Annotated in this window: 19 protein-coding genes; 12 read left to right on the top strand and 7 right to left on the bottom strand. The window is 71.9% G+C overall.

Annotation, left to right across the window (positions count from 1 at the left end; all coding sequences use genetic code 11):
- Positions 1–58 precede the first annotated feature (58 nt).
- The 5 genes from ABZS37_RS13655 to ABZS37_RS13675 all read right to left on the bottom strand — a co-directional run bounded on the left by ABZS37_RS13655 (position 59) and on the right by ABZS37_RS13675 (position 3,835).
- A complete protein-coding gene (locus tag ABZS37_RS13655) occupies positions 59–781 on the bottom strand; it encodes a CDP-alcohol phosphatidyltransferase family protein (protein WP_355168674.1) in 723 nt (240 codons plus the stop codon).
- Positions 756–1,823 (bottom strand): iron-containing alcohol dehydrogenase family protein, encoded by a 1,068-nt coding sequence (locus ABZS37_RS13660; protein WP_355168676.1) that lies wholly within the window; start codon positions 1,821–1,823, stop codon positions 756–758. Before ABZS37_RS13660 ends, ABZS37_RS13655 begins: the two co-directional genes overlap by 26 nt.
- Positions 1,811–2,542 (bottom strand): phosphocholine cytidylyltransferase family protein, encoded by a 732-nt coding sequence (locus ABZS37_RS13665; protein ID WP_355168678.1) that lies wholly within the window; start codon positions 2,540–2,542, stop codon positions 1,811–1,813. The genes ABZS37_RS13660 and ABZS37_RS13665 overlap by 13 nt, the downstream gene beginning before the upstream one ends.
- 79 nt (positions 2,543–2,621) lie before the next feature.
- Complete coding sequence (locus ABZS37_RS13670; RefSeq protein ID WP_355168680.1) at positions 2,622–3,389, bottom strand: hypothetical protein; 768 nt, start codon at positions 3,387–3,389, stop codon at positions 2,622–2,624.
- Entirely contained in the window at positions 3,386–3,835 is a 450-nt protein-coding gene (locus ABZS37_RS13675; protein WP_355168682.1) for an NUDIX domain-containing protein, read from the bottom strand. Before ABZS37_RS13675 ends, ABZS37_RS13670 begins: the two co-directional genes overlap by 4 nt.
- 113 nt (positions 3,836–3,948) lie before the next feature.
- Here ABZS37_RS13675 and ABZS37_RS13680 point away from each other — a divergent pair, with 113 nt between their 5' ends.
- The 4 genes from ABZS37_RS13680 to corA all read left to right on the top strand — a co-directional run bounded on the left by ABZS37_RS13680 (position 3,949) and on the right by corA (position 7,569).
- The gene (locus ABZS37_RS13680) at positions 3,949–4,344 is read left to right on the top strand and encodes a CBS domain-containing protein (protein ID WP_354997740.1); all 396 of its coding nucleotides are present in this window, start codon (positions 3,949–3,951) and stop codon (positions 4,342–4,344) included.
- Between the two features lie 107 nt (positions 4,345–4,451).
- Positions 4,452–4,910: an ester cyclase gene (locus tag ABZS37_RS13685; RefSeq protein WP_355168684.1), complete on the top strand. Its 459-nt coding sequence runs from the start codon at positions 4,452–4,454 to the stop codon at positions 4,908–4,910.
- 106 nt (positions 4,911–5,016) lie between these two features.
- On the top strand, positions 5,017–6,111 hold the full coding sequence (locus ABZS37_RS13690) for a PLP-dependent aminotransferase family protein (RefSeq protein WP_355168686.1): 1,095 nt from the start codon (positions 5,017–5,019) through the stop codon (positions 6,109–6,111).
- 309 nt (positions 6,112–6,420) lie between these two features.
- Positions 6,421–7,569: a magnesium/cobalt transporter CorA gene (gene corA / locus ABZS37_RS13695; protein ID WP_355168688.1), complete on the top strand. Its 1,149-nt coding sequence runs from the start codon at positions 6,421–6,423 to the stop codon at positions 7,567–7,569.
- Positions 7,570–7,656: 87 nt separating this feature from the next.
- Here corA and ABZS37_RS13700 read toward each other — a convergent pair whose 3' ends face one another.
- Positions 7,657–8,433 carry a hypothetical protein gene (locus tag ABZS37_RS13700; protein ID WP_355168690.1) on the bottom strand — a complete coding sequence of 259 codons (777 nt, stop codon included), beginning with the start codon at positions 8,431–8,433 and terminating at the stop codon, positions 7,657–7,659.
- An 84-nt stretch (positions 8,434–8,517) separates the two neighbouring features.
- Here ABZS37_RS13700 and ABZS37_RS13705 point away from each other — a divergent pair, with 84 nt between their 5' ends.
- Positions 8,518–9,048, top strand: coding sequence for a peptidylprolyl isomerase (locus ABZS37_RS13705; RefSeq protein ID WP_354997735.1), 531 nt, complete (start codon positions 8,518–8,520; stop codon positions 9,046–9,048).
- A 100-nt stretch (positions 9,049–9,148) separates the two neighbouring features.
- Positions 9,149–10,060: a rhomboid family intramembrane serine protease gene (locus ABZS37_RS13710; RefSeq protein WP_355168692.1), complete on the top strand. Its 912-nt coding sequence runs from the start codon at positions 9,149–9,151 to the stop codon at positions 10,058–10,060.
- 13 nt (positions 10,061–10,073) lie between these two features.
- On the opposite strand, the gene ABZS37_RS13715 is transcribed toward ABZS37_RS13710, so the two are convergent.
- Entirely contained in the window at positions 10,074–10,508 is a 435-nt protein-coding gene (locus ABZS37_RS13715; RefSeq protein WP_355168694.1) for a PH domain-containing protein, read from the bottom strand.
- A gap of 118 nt (positions 10,509–10,626) precedes the next feature.
- Between ABZS37_RS13715 and ABZS37_RS13720 the strand changes: the two genes are divergently transcribed.
- The 6 genes from ABZS37_RS13720 (at position 10,627) to ABZS37_RS13745 (ending at position 16,411) form a co-directional block, all read left to right on the top strand.
- Positions 10,627–11,799 carry an acetyl-CoA C-acyltransferase gene (locus tag ABZS37_RS13720; RefSeq protein ID WP_355168696.1) on the top strand — a complete coding sequence of 391 codons (1,173 nt, stop codon included), beginning with the start codon at positions 10,627–10,629 and terminating at the stop codon, positions 11,797–11,799.
- Between the two features lie 58 nt (positions 11,800–11,857).
- Positions 11,858–12,871: an aminoglycoside phosphotransferase family protein gene (locus ABZS37_RS13725; RefSeq protein ID WP_355168698.1), complete on the top strand. Its 1,014-nt coding sequence runs from the start codon at positions 11,858–11,860 to the stop codon at positions 12,869–12,871.
- 111 nt (positions 12,872–12,982) lie between these two features.
- Positions 12,983–13,495, top strand: a complete 513-nt coding sequence (locus ABZS37_RS13730; RefSeq protein ID WP_355168700.1) for a hypothetical protein — start codon at positions 12,983–12,985, stop codon at positions 13,493–13,495.
- A gap of 84 nt (positions 13,496–13,579) precedes the next feature.
- On the top strand, positions 13,580–14,272 hold the full coding sequence (locus tag ABZS37_RS13735) for a response regulator transcription factor (protein WP_355168702.1): 693 nt from the start codon (positions 13,580–13,582) through the stop codon (positions 14,270–14,272).
- Complete coding sequence (locus ABZS37_RS13740) at positions 14,265–15,746, top strand: HAMP domain-containing sensor histidine kinase (RefSeq protein ID WP_355168704.1); 1,482 nt, start codon at positions 14,265–14,267, stop codon at positions 15,744–15,746. The genes ABZS37_RS13735 and ABZS37_RS13740 overlap by 8 nt, the downstream gene beginning before the upstream one ends.
- 56 nt (positions 15,747–15,802) lie before the next feature.
- Entirely contained in the window at positions 15,803–16,411 is a 609-nt protein-coding gene (locus tag ABZS37_RS13745) for a hypothetical protein (RefSeq protein WP_355168706.1), read from the top strand.
- Positions 16,412–16,424: the final 13 nt, after the last annotated feature.

The raw sequence follows: 16,424 nt of genomic DNA on the forward strand, positions 1-16,424 counted from the left end.
GACGCGGCTCAGGGGTCTACGCGGCTCAGGGGTGGACGCGGCTCAGGGGTGGGGGCGGTCAGCGGAGGGAGGCGCGGGCTGAGAAGGCGATGCTTGCCAGCAGGAAGCCACCGTTGACGATGGTGAACGCGACCATCACCCAGAGGACCAGCGCGGGGGCCACGGCCAGCACCAGGGCGGCCACGAAGATCACCGCACCGTAGTCGCGGACCAGCTTCACCAGGCGGACGGGCAGCGAGGTCGAGGTGACCATGCTGGCCGCGTTCGGGCCGGCCTGCATCACCGAGGTGACCAGGTTGACCATCCAGGTGCCCGCGAAGGTCGCCACCAGCCAGGTCGGGGTCGACGGTTCCTGCGCCACCGCGGTGGCGGCCAGCGCGGCCACGAGGGCGATCTGCGCGGCCACGTCGCAGAGGATGTCGATCCGGGCACCGGCCGCGCTGCCCTGGTTGGTCACCCGGGCCAACTGCCCGTCGGCGCAGTCCAGGGAGTACGCCACCTGCCAGCCGACCAGGGCGAGCAGGCCGACCACCCAGGCCGGTACGTCGCCGGCGGCGACCGGGCCGGCGAGTGCCACCACGGTGACCGAGGTGGCCAGACCGAGCAACAGGTTGGTGAGGGTCAGCGCGGTCGGGCGCAGCCCGAGCCGCTGGGCGACCAGCGCGAAGACGGCGCCCAGCCACTGGCTGATCGACTCGCTGAACAGGCCGCCGCCCCGGTTCACCCGGTGGAAGTCGGCGACGGTGGGACGGGGGTCAGCCAAGCTGGTCGCGGATTGCACCGGCGTAGTCTGCCAGCCGCTCCCGCGTCTCGGTAGGAGACAGCGCCAGGTGTTCCAGGATGGTGTACCGGTCCGGCCGGGTACGCGGCGCGAACTGCACCGCCTCCACGAACTGGTCGTCGGTGAGCGCCACCTCGGCGGGGAGTCGGGGCAGACCGTGCCGGGCCAGGCAGGCCGACATCTCCCCGAAGCGGCGCAGATCCCCGCGCAGCCAGGTACAGAACAGCGCACCCAGCCCGGCCAACTCGCCGTGTGAGGCGGTGCCGGGAAAGAGCGAATCGACCGCGTGCATGATCTCGTGGCAGCCGCCGCTGCACGGCCGGCTGGTGCCGTCGACGGCCATCGCCAGGCCGCTGGAGATCAACGCCTCGGCCAGCACGGTGACGAACGCGTCGTCGGCCATGTCGCCGGGGTGGTTGAGCACCGCCTCGGCGCCCGCCCGGGCCAGCGAGGCGGCCAGCCCATCGACCGGCTCGCCGCGTACGCGGCGGGCCAGCTCCCAGTCGGCCAGCGCACTGATGTTGCTGATCACGTCACCGATGCCGGCGCGGTTGTGCCGGTCCGGGCCGCTGTCCACGAAGTCCAGGTCGACGATCACCCCGATCGGGATGTGCACCCCGTAGGAACCCTTGATCCCGTCGGTGATGAGGCTGGCCACCGGGGAGGCGATCCCGTCGTTGGCGAGGCTGGTCGCCACCGACACCATCGGCAGCCCTCGTCGGGTGGCCGCGTACTTGGCGACGTCTATGGTCTTGCCGCCGCCGATCCCGACCACCGCGTCGTACGACCGGGCGCGGAGTTTGCCGCCCAGGTCGTCGGCGGCGTCCAGAGTGCCCCCGGCGACGGTGAACACGTCGGCCGTTCGCAGTGACGGTCGGATCAGCTCCGCGATCTGGGCACCCTGACCTGGGCCGACCACCACCGCGACGTCACCGCCGGAGGAGATCCGCCCGTCGGCCAGGATCGCACCGAGGTCGGCGACCGCCCCTCGGCGCACGTCGATGTGCAGCGGGGTCAGGACGCTCCGCGCTAGTAGCGGCACGCGATCTCCCGCGCACGGGCCAGGTCGGCATGGTTGTCGACCTCGACCCACGGGACGTCACCGATCGGCGCCGCCCGCACCTCGCCGCCCCGGTCGGAGAACTCCTGGTAGCCGTCCTCGTAGTACAGGTTCGGGTCACGCCGCCAGGTCGCCTCCAGGGCGTCGGCGAGCGCGTCCGCGACCTGCGGCTCGATCAGCGTGGCACCGATGTACTCCCCGTACGCTTCGCCCGGGTCCATGATCTTCGTGATCCGGGTGAGCTGGCCGGCGGCGTCGAAGGTGGTCTTCATCTCCTCCTCGGCCAGTGGCTTGAGCGTGTCCACGGCGAGCAGGATGTCCGGCCCGCGCTCGGCGAGCAGGGTCTTCTCCACGCTCACCGGGTGCACGGTGTCGCCGTTGACCAGCAGCACTCCGCGTGCGAAATACTCGCGGGCCAGCCAGAGCGAGTAGGCGTTGTTCCACTCCTCGGCCTTGTCGTTCTGCACCAGGGTGAGCGTGACCCCGTACCGCTTCTCCAGGTCGGCCTGCCGCTCGCGGACCGTGTCCGCCGCGTAGCCGACCACGATCACGATGTCGGTGAGCCCGACCTCGGCGAGGTTGCCCAGCGCGATGTCCAGGATCGTGGTCTCGCCGTCCACCGGCACCAACGCCTTCGGCAGGGTGTCGGTGTACGGGCGCAGCCGGCGTCCTGCTCCGGCCGCGAGCACCATTCCGATCATCGCGACATCCTCCCTCGTCCTGCTCCCCGTCACCGCTGGAGGATAGCGCCGGGTGGCCGTGCCGCTCCGGTCAACCGGGTCAGCCGGGCAACGCCGCCAGGTCGGCCAGCATGGTCAGCCGCTCCTCCGCGCTGAGCGCGGCGTACGGGCCGGCCGCCCGTCGGTCGGTCTCCAGCTCGATGGCGAGTCGCTCGGGGCCGGCGGGCAGGGCGGCGACGCTCGATGCGGTGTGCCCGGCTGCGGCCCAGGCGGCGGCGTGCGCGTCGGCCCGGTGGTAGCGCAGCGTGCCGAGCCGGTTGAGCAGCAGCACACCCGACGGGGTGCCGTCCGGCTCGTACGGGGGTGCCATCGCGACGAAGGCCGAGCCGCCCAGGGGCCCCTCCTCGTCGGCCAGCACCAGGGCGTACGACAGCAGCCGGCCGAGCGCTGCCACCAGCCGCGACACCCGCTCGTCGTGCCCCGCCCACAGCTCCTCGGTGACCTCGGCGTGCACCTGGTACAGCTCGGTGAGGAAGGCCGTACCCCGTTCGGTGGCACAGAGCGAGCCGTCCGGGTCGCGGTAGAGCATCCCGTACGCCACCTGTTTGTCCACGGCCCGTTGGCAGGCGGCCGGATCGTGGTACCGGGTGATCGCCGCGAACCCTGGCCCGTCGACCGTGCCACCGGGTGCGGCCAACCGGGTGCGCAGGTCGACCAGGAAGCCGGTCGCCGCCACTCCGCCGTACCTCTGGGTCAGCTCGGCACCGCCACCGTCGCGGCCGGCCAGCATGCCGGCGCGGAAGGTCCGGTCCACGGCCGGGGCGAGCAGCCCGGCGAACCGGTGCGGCGCCAGCTCGACGGTGTTCACAGACCGATCGACCGCAGGACGGCGAAGCCCTCTTCCGCGATCCGCCGGATCAGCCCGTTGTTGACGTCGCGGTGCTCGTCCAGCACGGTCACCTCGTGCTCGGCCAGCCAGCGGTACTCGGTGTGCTTGCCGGCCTCCAGCATCGGGCGGTCGAGGTCGCCGTCGACGCGGACCAGGAAGTCGTGCTCGATCCGGGCCAGGCCGTCGTCGCCGACGTAGCTGTACTCACCCACCTGGCCGAGGACGTGCGAGAGAAACCAGCCGGTCTCCTCGGTGATCTCCCGGCTGAGCGCTTCGTCGATCTCCTCACCGGGCTCCAGGTGACCGCCGACGATGTCCCAACAGTTGGGAAACAGGCGTCGGTGCGGTGAGCGGCGCTGAAAGAAGATGCGGCCGTCGTGGTCGACGATCAGCGCGCCGGCGCAGCGCAAGGGCTCGGTGGACACCGTTCGACAGTAGCGAGCGCCCGGTGTAACGGCGATGTTCGGCCTTGTCCCGGAAACATCCACAGCCCACCATGTCGGTACCGAATGCCACCGTCCCAAAGGGGTGATGCGTGATGCAGGTACGGGATGCGATGTCCAGCCAGGTCCTCGTCGTCGGTCCGGAGCACACGCTCCGCCAGGCGGCCCGGATGATGTCGGCCCGCGGTGTCGGGTCGGCGGTCGTGATCGACCCGGATTCCGAGGGGGTCGGGATCATGACGGAGCGCGACGTGTTGAAGGCCATCGGCGCTGGCCTGGACTGCGACGTGGAACGCACCGGCGCCCACCTGACCTGGGACGTGGTCTACGCGGGCCCGGAGTGGACGGTGGCCGAGGCTGCAGCCGCGATGGCCCGGGGCGGGTTCCGGCACCTGGTGGTGCTGGACGGCCGAGAGGTGGCCGGGGTGATTTCTGTCCGGGACATCATGCGGGTCTGGGCGGAGGACCAGGCCGCCATCGCCGCGACCTGACCGGGCGGGCCGGAATCTCGGCGCGCGCGCAGGTGTGCCCGGCTGAATAGACGGGTAGGGATCCCCTGCGGGCGCGGAGATGCCGTGAGCCCGCGGGGGAGGGCCCGATGCGTGACGCGGAGCGCCTGGTCGAGCAGCAGTACGCCATGCTCCTGCGTCGGGACGTGGCCCGTCTGCCGGATCTCTACGCCCCGGAGGCGTTCTACGCCATGCCGGGCGCGACGGTCCGTCCGATCGAGCTGCCCGCGCTGCTGCGGACCTGGACCGGCGCCTTCCCGGACCTGCGGCTCGACCCGCTGGGCGCGGTGCGCACGGGCGGTGGTGCGGCCGTGGAACTGCGCCTGACCGGCACCCACACTGGCACACTGCATTCGCCGTACGGCACTGTCGCGCCCACCGGCCGGACGGTGAGCTGGGAGGTGGCCGACGTGGTCCGGGCCCGCAAGGGTCGCATCATCGCCTGGCGCTCCTACTTCGACTGGAGCCAGCTCCTCGATGCGCTCGGCGTGCAGCTGGAGGGACTTTCCCGGTCGGCGCAGCACGACGCGCTCGCCCTTCCGGTCTGATCTGCCGCCGACCGGTGGAGTCGGGTCACCCGACCCGGTGGCTCAGGATGCGGACATCGCCGTGCCGTCCGCGCGTCCCCCGCCGCCGCCCGTACGCTCAACATCCATGACCGCCGAGCAGTTGATCTCCTTTGCCCGTGGGGCTCCCTCGCTGGACATCGTCGATGTCGAGGGGCTCAAGGCCGCCGCCGTCCGCGCCTTCGACGCCGACCCCGCGGGGGTGACGGCGTACGGCACCTCCGTCGGTTACCTTCCGCTGCGAAAGTGGATCGCCGAGAAGCACGGGGTCGAGGCCGACCAGGTGCTGGTCACCAACGGGTCGCTCCAGGCCGACGCGTTCCTCTTCGACCACCTGGTCCGCCCCGGCGACGCGGTGGTGGTGGAACGCCCGACGTACGACCGGACGCTGCTCAACCTCCAGCGGATGGGCAGTGAGCTGCACGGCATCTCCGTCCAGCCGGACGGCCTCGACACCGCCGAGCTGCGCAAGCTGCTGGAGTCCGGGGTCCGGCCGCGGCTCGCGCACGTCATCCCGAACTACCAGAACCCGGCCGGCATGACGCTCTCGGAGGAGAAGCGTCGGGAGCTGCTCGACCTGGCCGCCGAGTACGAGTTCACGATCTTCGAGGACGACCCGTACGCGGACATCCGCTTCCGCGGCGAGGCGCTGCCGTCGATGCTCTCGCTGGACACCCGCAACGTGGTGGTGCACGCGTCGAGCTTCACCAAGACGGTGTGCCCGGGTGTGCGGGTCGGGTACCTGATCGGCCCGGCCGACCTGATCGCCTCCATCGCCAAGAACGCGACCAGCCTCTACATCTCGCCCGGGATGGTGTCCCAGGCGATCGTGCACCAGTTCTGCGTCTCCGGTGACATCGACCGCTCGATCGAGACCGTCCGGGCGGCGCTGGGCGAACGGTCCCGGATACTCGCCGAGTCGTTGCGCCGGCACCTGCCGCAGGCGCGGTTCGTGGAGCCCGACGGCGGCTACTTCCTCTGGGTGGAGTTCCCGGAGGACGTGCTGGTCGACCGGCTCGCCCCGGCAGCGGCCGAGCGCGGGGTCGCCGTGGTCAAGGGCAGCGACTTCGTGCTGGATGGTGGGCGGCACGCCCTTCGGCTGGCCTTCTCGGCGGTCACCGCCGACCGGATCGACGAGGGCGTACGCCGGCTCGCGGAGGCCGTCGAGGCCGTCCGCAGCTGATTCATCTGTCGGGTTCTGACAGAACGACGATGCCGGCCGTCCCGGGACTCCCGCCCGGGCGGCCGGCGGCCCACAATGCTGCAAGCGTCAGACGTAGCGGAGCTCACCGCCTGGCCTCCGGGCTGGTCGCGACCAGGATGACGCGGCAGCACAACCCCCGCCCCCACAGGCGCCGGGTGGGCCGTGTCGTCCCCGCACCCCCCCCGATGCGGCCCGCCCGGCGCCGCCCCCAAGCGACCGCCGTCACACATGTCCTCGACCGCAGTCGGCGTAGCCTGCAAGCCGCAGCTGAGCGCGGGAGGTGACGCGATGACGGATCGGACAAAGCGGGACCGGACGGAACCGTCGACCACCGGTCGGGTCCTGCGACCCCGGGCGTGGCCCTCCCCGGTCCGGGCGATGACCCGGATCCTCAACGCCGACGGCTCGCCGCCCGTGCCGGCCGCCGCCGGCACCGACCGCAGCGCGGTGGTCGACTGCGCGCTGTACGTCGACGGCAAGCGGCAACCCGGCGACTGGACGTACGCGGACGCGCTGGCCGCGGCCCGCCGCGAGGACCACGGTTTCGTCTGGATCGGTCTGCACCAGCCGGAGCTTGCCGAGATGACCGCCATCGCGGAGACGTACGGGCTGCACGAGCTCGCCGTCGAGGATGCGGTGAAGGCCGAGCAGCGCCCCAAACTGGAGCGGTTCGGCGACGTCGTCTTCCTGGTGCTGCGCACCGCGCGGTACTGCGAGCACGCCGAGCTGACCGAGAACTCCGAGGTCGTGGAGACCGGGCAGGTGATGCTCTTCATCGGCCCGAACTTCGTGATCAGCGTCCGGCACGGGGATGCCTGCCGGCTCGCACCGATCCGCGCCGATCTGGAGACCAAGCAGGACCTGCTGCTCCAGGGCCCGTGGGCGGTGGCGTACGGCGTGACCGACCGGGTGGTCGACCTCTACCTGGAGGTCGCCGACCAGTTGGAGGATGACCTGGACGTGCTGGAGGCCGAGGTCTTCGACCGCAACGGCCAGGGGCGGATCCAGCGTATCTACCAGATGAAGCGCGAGCTGGTGGAGTTCAAGCGGGCCGTGGTGCCGCTCCAACGGCCGATGATGACGCTGACCTCGCAGGTCAACCGGGACGTGCCGAAGGAGATTCGCCGCTACTTCCGGGACGTGCAGGACCACCTGAGCCGCACCGTGGAGCAGGTCAACTCCTACGACGACCTGCTGAACTCGATCCTCCAGGCGCGGCTGGCCCAGGTCACCGTCGACCAGAACAACGACATGCGCAAGATCGCCGCCTGGGCCGGCATCGCCGCCGTGTGGACGGCCATCGCCGGGATCTACGGGATGAACTTCGAGAACATGCCCGAGCTGACGATGACGTACGGCTATCCCGTCGTACTGGCCCTGATGCTCGGCGTCTCCCTGGCTCTCTACCGCTGGTTCCGCCGCAACGGCTGGCTCTGACCACCCGTCGTCGGACCACCGGACACGGAAGCGCCGGCGGTGCGGGGTGACCCCCGCCTCGCCGGCGCTTGTCCGTGACCGCTGCGGTCAGCGGCGCCCGTTGGTGCGGGCGGTGTCCTTGCCCAGCGCCTTGGTGAGGTCGTCGGCCGGACGCCCGGAGACGTCCTTGGCGCCCTCAGCGACGGCGGGGACCTTGTCGGTCGCCCGGACGCCGGCCGGCTTGGCCGCGCCGGTGGTGCTGGCGCTGTCGCCGCCGGCCACCGCCGAGCTGCCGGCACCGGTCATCCCCGCCGCGCCAGTCATGGCGGACCCGTCGGTCCCCTTGGTGGCGGTCGGCGTGCGCACCTCGATCGAGTCGACCTCGTCGCGCATCGGCGCGAGGGTGCGGGTCGGGTCGTACTCGGCCCACTCCTGCTGCTCCCGGCGGCGGCGCATGGCGACCGCGCCGGCCAGGCCGGCGATGGCACCCGCTGCCAACAGGCCGGTCATCATCGAGCCGCGACGGCGCGGCTGCTTCTTCCTGCCGGTGATCCGCATGTTCTTCGACCTGGCCTTTCTGGTCAGCGGCCCTGCCTGCGCGGCGCCGTCACGGGCCACCGCGGCCAGCGGTGCCAGCGTGGTGAGTGTCGTCCCCCAGCCGGTCGACGCGCGGTCGCGCACCTTCGTCGCAGCCGGCCCGACGTAGCCCCGGGCCACCTGGACGCGCGGACCGACGGTCGCGCCAGCGCCCTTGGCGGCGTGGTTGGCTGCCTGCACCAGGTGGCTGATGCTCTGGTTCAGCTCGGCCAATGCCTGCTGCCCCTGGGACTTACGCCGCCCGATTCCAAACACGGTCCTACCTCCTGGGAGTTGTTCCTTCGTCATCCTCCACCTTCGGATGCCTCCGCGATGCCAGATCGGGCACATGGGAGGATCCGCATGGAACTGACCAACGAGTGAGGAGTACCCGTGGCCGAGGCTGTCTACGCCACCCTGCACACCAATGCTGGCCCGATCCGGCTGGAGCTCTTCCCGAACCACGCTCCGAAGACGGTCCGCAACTTCATCGACCTGGCCGAGGGCAACCGGGAGTACACCAACCCGAGCACCGGTCAGCCGGGCAGTGGTCCGTACTACGACGGCACCATCTCGCACCGGGTGATCAGGAATTTCATGGTCCAGATGGGCGACCCGACCGGCACCGGTCGGGGTGGGCCGGGCTACAAGTTCGCCGACGAGTTCCACCCGGACCTGCGCTTCGACCGGCCGTACCTGCTGGCGATGGCGAACGCCGGACCGGGCACCAACGGTTCGCAGTTCTTCATCACCGTGTCCGCGACGCCGCACCTCAACAACCGGCACACCATCTTCGGCCAGGTTGCCGACGAGGAGTCGGCGAAGGTCGTCGACTCGATCGCGAACACCCCGGTCGGCCCGAGCGACCGTCCCCTCCAGGACGTCGTCATCGAGCGGGTCGAGATCGAGCGGTCTGCTGCCTGATCGGCCGGCGAGGTACCTTTGCTCGCATGATTGAGCGCTGGGGAGCACCGCACCGGCTGACGCCGGTGGACCGCGCGGTGGCGGCCGGAGGGTCGGCCCGGTGAGCGAGTCGCCGCCGACCACCCCGGTCTGCTACCGGCACCCCGGCCGGGAGACCTACGTCCGGTGCACCCGCTGCGACCGGCCGATCTGCCCGGACTGCATGCGGGAGGCGTCCGTCGGGCACCAGTGCCCGGAGTGCGTCAACGAGGGACGTCGCAGTGTCCGGCCGGCGCGTACCGCCTTCGGTGGCGGTACGGCCGGCCGGCACGGCTATGTCACCAAGGCGCTGATCGCCCTGAACGTGCTGCTCATGCTGCTCTCCATCGCCTCCGACCGGGGCGGCGACGCGGCGGTGGGCGGCTCCGGCTTCGGCGGTCTGATGGGCGGCAGCACGCCACTCACCAACTGGGGGTCGGTGCTCGGGCTGGCGGTGTTCCCCGACGGCACGCTCGGCGGCATCGCCGATGGTCAGTGGTACCGCCTGGTCACCGCGATGTTCCTGCACTACGGCGTGATCCACCTGCTGCTCAACATGTGGGCGCTGTGGGTGCTCGGGCGGTCGCTGGAGGCCAACCTCGGTCGGGTGCGTTTCGCCGCGCTCTACCTGATCGCGGGCCTCGGCGGCAACGTGGCCGCCTACGTGTTCAGTGCCCAGAACTCGGCCACCGCCGGCGCGTCGACCGCCGTCTTCGGTCTCTTCGCCGCGCTGATCATCATCGAGCGCAAGATGGGCCGGGACATCTCGCAGGTGATCCCGATCCTGGTGATCAACCTGGTGTTCACGCTGGCCGTGCCGGGCATCTCCATCCCCGGGCACCTGGGTGGCCTGGTGGTCGGTGGGGCGATGGCGCTGGTGCTCGCGTACGCGCCGCGCGGCCGACGCACCCTGGTGCAGGTCGCCGGCGGTGCGATCATCCTGCTGATCCTGCTCGCGCTGGTCCTCTTCCGCACCGCCCAACTGCTCGGCTGACCGATCGAGAGGGCTATTCGGCCGTGTCCGGGCGGACGGCACGCAGCTCGGCGGCCACCTCTTCCGGGGTGGCCCCCAGGTCGTACCTGCCGAACAGGTGCAGCGAACTGCCCGCGTCGATCTCCAGGGTTTCGCTGCTCAGCCCCAACCGTGGCCGACGGTCCACGGCGATCGCCTCGACGGCCGACCAGGGCAGCAGCCGCCGGCTCGCGAACCCGTGGACAACGGTGAGCCCCATCGGGTCCACCGCCAACCGGACCGGCACGACCAGGTCGCGTACCGCCCAGACGGCCAGCAGTGCGGCGGCCAGGACGGCCAGCGCCAGCCGGACCGGGTCGCCGTCGGCGAAGAGCAGCCCGAGCGCGACCAGCAGGGCCGCGCCGACCAGCTTCACCGCGGGCAGGCTCGCCGGCACCCGCCACTGCCGCACCGGGGAGGTCTCATCCACCCGACCAGCATGCCAGCGGTTGCTGGGTGTCGGGGGTGCGGGCACCTCGACGGCTGGGCGGACGATCGGTCCATGGACGACGTAGGATCGGGACAGCCCAAGTTACCGGGGAGTAAACATGAGTGACGCGGTCATCGTCGGCGCGGTACGCACTCCGGTCGGACGGCGCAAGGGCAGCCTCGCCGGCGTCCACCCGGTCGATCTCTCAGCGCACGTGCTGCGCGCCCTCGCCGAGCGCACAGGGCTCGACCCGGCCCAGGTCGACGACGTCTTCTGGGGCTGCGTGTCCCAGGTCGGCGAGCAATCGTGGAACATCGCCCGCAACGGCGTGCTCGCCGCCGGCTGGCCCGAGACGGTGCCCGGCACCACTCTGGACCGGCAGTGCGGCTCCAGCCAGCAGGCACTGCACTTCGCCGCCGCGACGGTGCTCTCCGGCCAGGCCGACCTGGTGGTCGCCGGCGGGGTCGAGTCGATGACCAGGGTGCCGATGGGCTCCAGCGTGGCCGGCGGCATGCCGTTCAGCGACCAGCTGCGCGGCCGCTACCGGGGCGTGGAGGGCTTCGCCGACGACGCGCCACTGCCGTTCAACCAGGGGGTCGGCGCCGAGCTGATCGCTCAGCGGTGGCGCCTTTCGCGTACGCAGCTCGACGAGTTCGCGCTGGCCAGCCATGAGAAGGCGGCCGCCGCGCAGGACGCCGGCGCCTTCGATCCGGAGCTGACGCCGGTGCCGCTTGCCGACGGTGGCAAGTTCACTGCCGACGAGGGCATCCGCCGGGACACGTCACTCGACAAGCTCGGCGAGCTGACCACCCCGTTCCGCGCCGATGGTGTGGTGACCGCCGGGTCCGCGTCCCAGATGTCCGACGGCGCCGCGGCCCTCGCGGTGACCACCTCCGAGTGGGCCAGCCGGCACGGCCTGCGGCCGCTTGCCCGGATCCACACCGCCGTGGTCGCCGCCGACGACCCGGTCACCATGCTCACCGCGCCCATCCCGGCCACCGCGAAGGCGCTGCGCCGCGCGGGGCTGGGCATCGAGGAGATCGGGGTGTACGAGGTGAACGAGGCGTTCGCCCCGGTGCCACTGGCCTGGCTGGCGGAGACCGAGGCGGACCCGGAGCGGCTCAACCCGCGCGGCGGGGCGATCGCCCTCGGTCACCCGCTCGGTGGCTCCGGTGCCCGGATCATGACCACCATGCTCCAGCACATGCGGGACAACGGGATCCGCTACGGCCTGCAGACCATGTGCGAGGGCGGCGGCATGGCCAACGCCACCATCGTCGAGCTGGTCTGACAACCCGGCCGGGAAAACGCCTCGCCCCGGCCCGGGAGGGCCCCCTATGGTGCCGAGCGTGACGACGATCGCCGGTGAGCGCGCCCCCGACTGGTCCAGTGAGCAGTGGCAGGTGCGGGCCCGCACCTGGGTCGACGCGCAGCTGAGCCGGACCGGCCGTCGGGTGACCGGGCTGGTGGAGCCTCGGGTGCGTCCCTGGTCGCTGGTCTGGCGGGTGCCCACTGACGACGGCCCGGTCTGGTTCAAGGCCAACAACCCGGGCACGGTGCACGAGGCCGTTCTGATCGCGACGCTCGCCCAGCTGACGCCCGAGCGGGTGCTGACACCCATCGCGGTGGACCCGGAGCAGGGCTGGTCGCTGCTGCCCGACGGGGGCCAGTCGTTGCGCGACGTGCTGGGGCGGGACCCTGATCTGGCGCACTGGGAGCGGGCGCTGCCCGGGTACGCCGCGCTCCAGCTGGCCACCGCGCCGCGTGCCGACGAACTGGTCGCCCAAGGCGTGCCGGACCACCGCCCCGAGGTGCTGGCCGGGCTGTTCGCCGTGCTGCTCGACGATCGCGAGTCGCTGCTGATCGATGGCGAGGGCGGGCTCAGCCCGGACATGTACGAGCGGCTGCGGGCGGAGGTGCCGTCGTACGCCGAGCGGTGCCGCCGGCTCGCCGACATCGGTATTCCGGCAGCGGTGCAACACGACGACCTGCACGACGGCAACGTCTTCGCAGGCCGGGACGGGTACCGCTACTTCGACTGGGGTGACGCCTCGGTGGCGCACCCGTTCGGCACGCTGTTGGTGACCCTGCGCTCGATCCGGTACGCCAAGAAGCTGGCAGCCGACGACGCCCAGCTGGCTCGGCTGCGCGACGCCTACCTGGAGGCGTGGACCGACCGGTACGACCACCGGAGCCTCGTCGAGGCCGCCGACCTCGCGATCAGCCTGGGCCCGGTGAGCCGGTCGCTCTCCTGGCGTCGAGCCCTGGACACCGTCGACGAGTCCCGCACCGGGTACGCCGACGCGGTTCCCGGCTGGCTGGAGGAGTTGTTCGCCGCGAATCCCCTCCAGCCCGACTTGTGACCATGATCCGTCCGAGTCGGAAGTCGGACAGGCAGTGCGACCCGCCGCGTGGAACTTCCAAAAAGCCGGCGTGACCCACGTCACCCCGCTGGGGAGGTCGTTGGGCAGGTCATGGACGTCTTCTCCCGAACGTTCCTTCCGGCCGCCGCCGAGGCTGGCCTGGCCGTGCAGACCGTGAGCCGGCACATGCCGGTCTTCCGGCGCTGCGTCGGCTCCGGTGACGCCACCATCCTGGTCACCCGTTGCAGCCGCCCCGACCGCCCGGTCACCGGCGACTACCTGCTGCTGCTCACCCACCGCAGGCTGGTGGTGACCCAGCAGACCCGACTGCTGCACCGACTACGCCTGCACCTCAACACCGAGCTGCGCGAGCTGAGCAACGTCACCTGGAGCCCGGACCCCCGGCTGCACTCGGTTGAGTTGGCGGCCACCGCGATCGACGGGATCCGTGAGCGGTTCCTGATCCGTACCAGTCACCCGAAGAGGGTCTGGCAGCTCGACGCGTTGCTCAACCACGCGTTCCGGACCCGCCTGCGGACGCCCCGCGAACGGATCGTCGCCACCATCGGTGACGCGCCGGCCGTCACGCGGCCCAGTGTGTTCCGCCCCGCCGTGGTGAGCTGACGCTCCACGGGCTTTGCATCGTCTTTACCGAACTCGAACACGCACCGATCGCCCCGAGGCCACCGGGTCGGCAATCATGGGCCGGTGACCGTCGAACCGCCGCACCGCGGGCTCGTCCTCGTGGTCGAGGACGAGCCGGCCATCGCCGACCTGGTCCGGCTGTACCTCACCCGTGACGGGTTCGGCGTCCACCTGGAACGGGATGGGGCGGCCGGCCTGAGCGCCGCCCGCCGGCTGCGTCCGGTGGCGTGCGTCCTGGACATCGCGCTACCGGGCCTGCCCGGCACCGAGATCTGTCGCCGGCTGCGCGAGGCCGGTGACTGGACCCCGGTCATCTTCCTCACCGCCCGGGACGACGAGGTGGACCGGATCGTCGGCTTGGAATTGGGTGCCGACGACTACGTCACCAAGCCGTTCAGCCCCCGGGAGCTGGTCGCCCGGGTGCGCGCGGTGCTGCGCCGTTCCGCCGGCGGGCCGGAAGGCGCGGACCGGCCGCGCGTCGTCGGCCCGGTGATGCTCGACCCGGCCCGCCGAACGGTCACCGCCTCGGGCGCCCCGGTGCAGCTCACCTCCACCGAGTTCGACCTGTTGGCCCACCTGATGGCCCGGCCCGGCCGGGTCTTCACCCGGGAGGAGTTGCTGGCCGGGGTCTGGGGCTACGCGGCGCACGCCGGCACCCGCACGGTCGACGTGCACGTCGCCCAGGTGCGGGCGAAGCTCGGCCCGGCCAGCGTGATCCGGACCTATCGCGGCGTGGGGTACGCAGTCGATGCCTGACCACCCTGCCCAGCGGCCGATGCCGCGCGCCGATTCGCCGACCATGACCTTGCCGGTGATCGGCGCCGGTCCGCCGCCCACACCTCGAGGTAACCGGTTCGGCCGTACGCTGACCGCCCGCGCGGTGCTGGTCACCTGCGCGGTGGCGCTGGTGTCGGTGCTCGTCACCGCCATCGTCGCGGTGCCGCTGGCGATCCGTGGCGCGGAGCGACGCGATCAGGAGGCGCTCGCCGCGCAGGCCCGGCTCGCCGCCGAGGTGCTGCGGACGAGACTGGACCGGGGTCGCAGCGCCGACGAGGAGCGGCTCATCCAGCAACTGCGCAACCAGGGCATCGACGCGTACCTGATCCGGGGCGGGACGGTCGACCGACCGGGTCTGCCGCCCCGGGTGGTGCAACGGATCGAGCAGGGGCGCAACGTATCGGTCCGCCGCCCCGTCAACGGCGAACGTGCCCTGGTCGAGGGCCGGGCGCTGCCCAACGGCAACGGGGTGGTGCTCTCCCGTCCCACGGCGAACGGGCTGTGGGCCCGGGTGCTGCTCAGCCTCTGGTTGCCGCTCCTGGCCGGGTTGACCGCCGGTGTGGTGGCCGGACTGCTGCTGGCCCGTCGGCTGGCCCGGCCGATCCGCGTCGCGGCCAACGCCGCCGCCCGGCTACGCGCCGGCGACCGTGCGGTCCGGGTGCCGGTCGAGCCGCCCGACGAGGTCGCCGACCTGGCCGAGGCATTGAACGGGTTGGCCGCCGCACTGGCCACCAGCGAGGGACGACAGCGGGAGTTTCTGCTCTCCGTGTCGCACGAGCTGCGCACCCCGCTGACCGCGATCCGGGGCTACGCCGAGGCGCTCGCCGACGGGGTGCTCGGCGCGGACGACACGGTCGAGACCGGCCGGACCGTGCTGGCCGAGGCCCAACACCTGGACCGGCTGATCGGCGACCTGCTGGCGCTGGCCCGGCTGGAGGCCGCCGACTTCCCCCTTGAACCGGTGCCGGTGGACCTGACCCGGCTGGCCATGGACGCAGAGCCGACCTGGTCCGGCCGGTGTGCGGCGGTGGGCGTGCCGTTCCGGGTCGAGATGCCCGGTCAGCCGGTGCCCGCGTACACCGATCCGGGGCGGATCCGGCAGGTGCTGGACGGGTTGTTGGAGAACGCACTGCGCGTCGTACCCCCGGGATCGCCGGTGGTGCTCGCGGTCCGGCCGACCGGCGCGGGTCCGGCCTCCGGCGGGGTGTTGGAGGTCCGGGACGGCGGACCCGGCTTCACCGACGACGACCTGGCGGTGGCGTTCGAACGCGGTGCGCTGCACCAGCGCTACCGGGGAGTGCGCAAGGTGGGCAGCGGACTGGGGTTGGCGCTGGCCGCCGGGCTGGTCCGCCGGCTGGGCGGGGAGATCGTCGCGGGGCACGCACCGGAGGGCGGCGCCGCCTTCACGGTCCGGCTGCCCGGGGATCCTTACCTGGCCCGAACATCGGCCTGACGCTCCGCTCGTCGTCGGAAGGAATGCTGAGGGCTCCACGGACGAGAGGGAAAGCCATGTCACGTTGGGGAATCGCCACCGGCACCACGGCACTGCTCGCGGCGGTCGCGCTCGGTGTCAGCGGCTGCGGTGCGGCCGAGGTGGCCAGCCAGCCTGCCCGGGAGGCCGCTGTCGAGGTCGCCGCCGCGATGGGCGTGGAGGGCCAGGCACTGGCCGCGATGGGCTTCGACGCGAACGACCTGGACGTGCAGACCCTCGCTGCGCCGGCGACCCCGGCGCCGGGTGCCTCCCCCAGCGCTCAGGAGAAGGCTCAGGAGAAGGCCCGGGAGAAGCGCGGCGAGGAGTGGCGCAAGCGCCGCCAGGCCCGCGTGCTGCTGCGGAAGAACACCCTGCACGGTGAGGCGGTGGTGCAGACCAAGGACGGTACGAAGACCGTCGCCGTGCAACGCGGCGAGGTGACCGCGATCGACGGCGACTCGATGACCGTCAAGTCCACCGACGGCTTCACCATGACCTGGACCTTCGGCGACGACCTGCGGGTCGTCGAGCGGCGCGCCACCGTGCAGGCCAGCGAGGTCAAGGTCGGCGCGAAGCTCGGCGTCGCCGGGGCGAAGGACGGCGACAAGGGCGTGGCCCGGCTCATCCTCATTCCCCGCGCCAAGTGAGCGAAGGGGCCCT

The organism is Micromonospora sp. NPDC005413, assembly GCF_040606435.1.
GTDB lineage: Bacteria > Actinomycetota > Actinomycetes > Mycobacteriales > Micromonosporaceae > Micromonospora.

Excerpts from the sequence above, each read along its gene's own strand:
- ABZS37_RS13665 (WP_355168678.1), bottom strand. The coding sequence starts at position 2,542 with ATGATCGGAATGGTGCTCGCGGCCGGAGCAGGACGCCGGCTGCGCCCG.
- ABZS37_RS13680 (WP_354997740.1), top strand. The coding sequence starts at position 3,949 with ATGCAGGTACGGGATGCGATGTCCAGCCAGGTCCTCGTCGTCGGTCCG.
- ABZS37_RS13685 (WP_355168684.1), top strand. The coding sequence starts at position 4,452 with ATGCGTGACGCGGAGCGCCTGGTCGAGCAGCAGTACGCCATGCTCCTG.
- ABZS37_RS13690 (WP_355168686.1), top strand. The coding sequence starts at position 5,017 with ATGACCGCCGAGCAGTTGATCTCCTTTGCCCGTGGGGCTCCCTCGCTG.
- corA (WP_355168688.1), top strand. The coding sequence starts at position 6,421 with ATGACGGATCGGACAAAGCGGGACCGGACGGAACCGTCGACCACCGGT.
- ABZS37_RS13700 (WP_355168690.1), bottom strand. The coding sequence starts at position 8,433 with ATGACGAAGGAACAACTCCCAGGAGGTAGGACCGTGTTTGGAATCGGG.
- ABZS37_RS13720 (WP_355168696.1), top strand. The coding sequence starts at position 10,627 with ATGAGTGACGCGGTCATCGTCGGCGCGGTACGCACTCCGGTCGGACGG.
- ABZS37_RS13730 (WP_355168700.1), top strand. The coding sequence starts at position 12,983 with ATGGACGTCTTCTCCCGAACGTTCCTTCCGGCCGCCGCCGAGGCTGGC.
- ABZS37_RS13740 (WP_355168704.1), top strand. The coding sequence starts at position 14,265 with ATGCCTGACCACCCTGCCCAGCGGCCGATGCCGCGCGCCGATTCGCCG.
- ABZS37_RS13745 (WP_355168706.1), top strand. The coding sequence starts at position 15,803 with ATGTCACGTTGGGGAATCGCCACCGGCACCACGGCACTGCTCGCGGCG.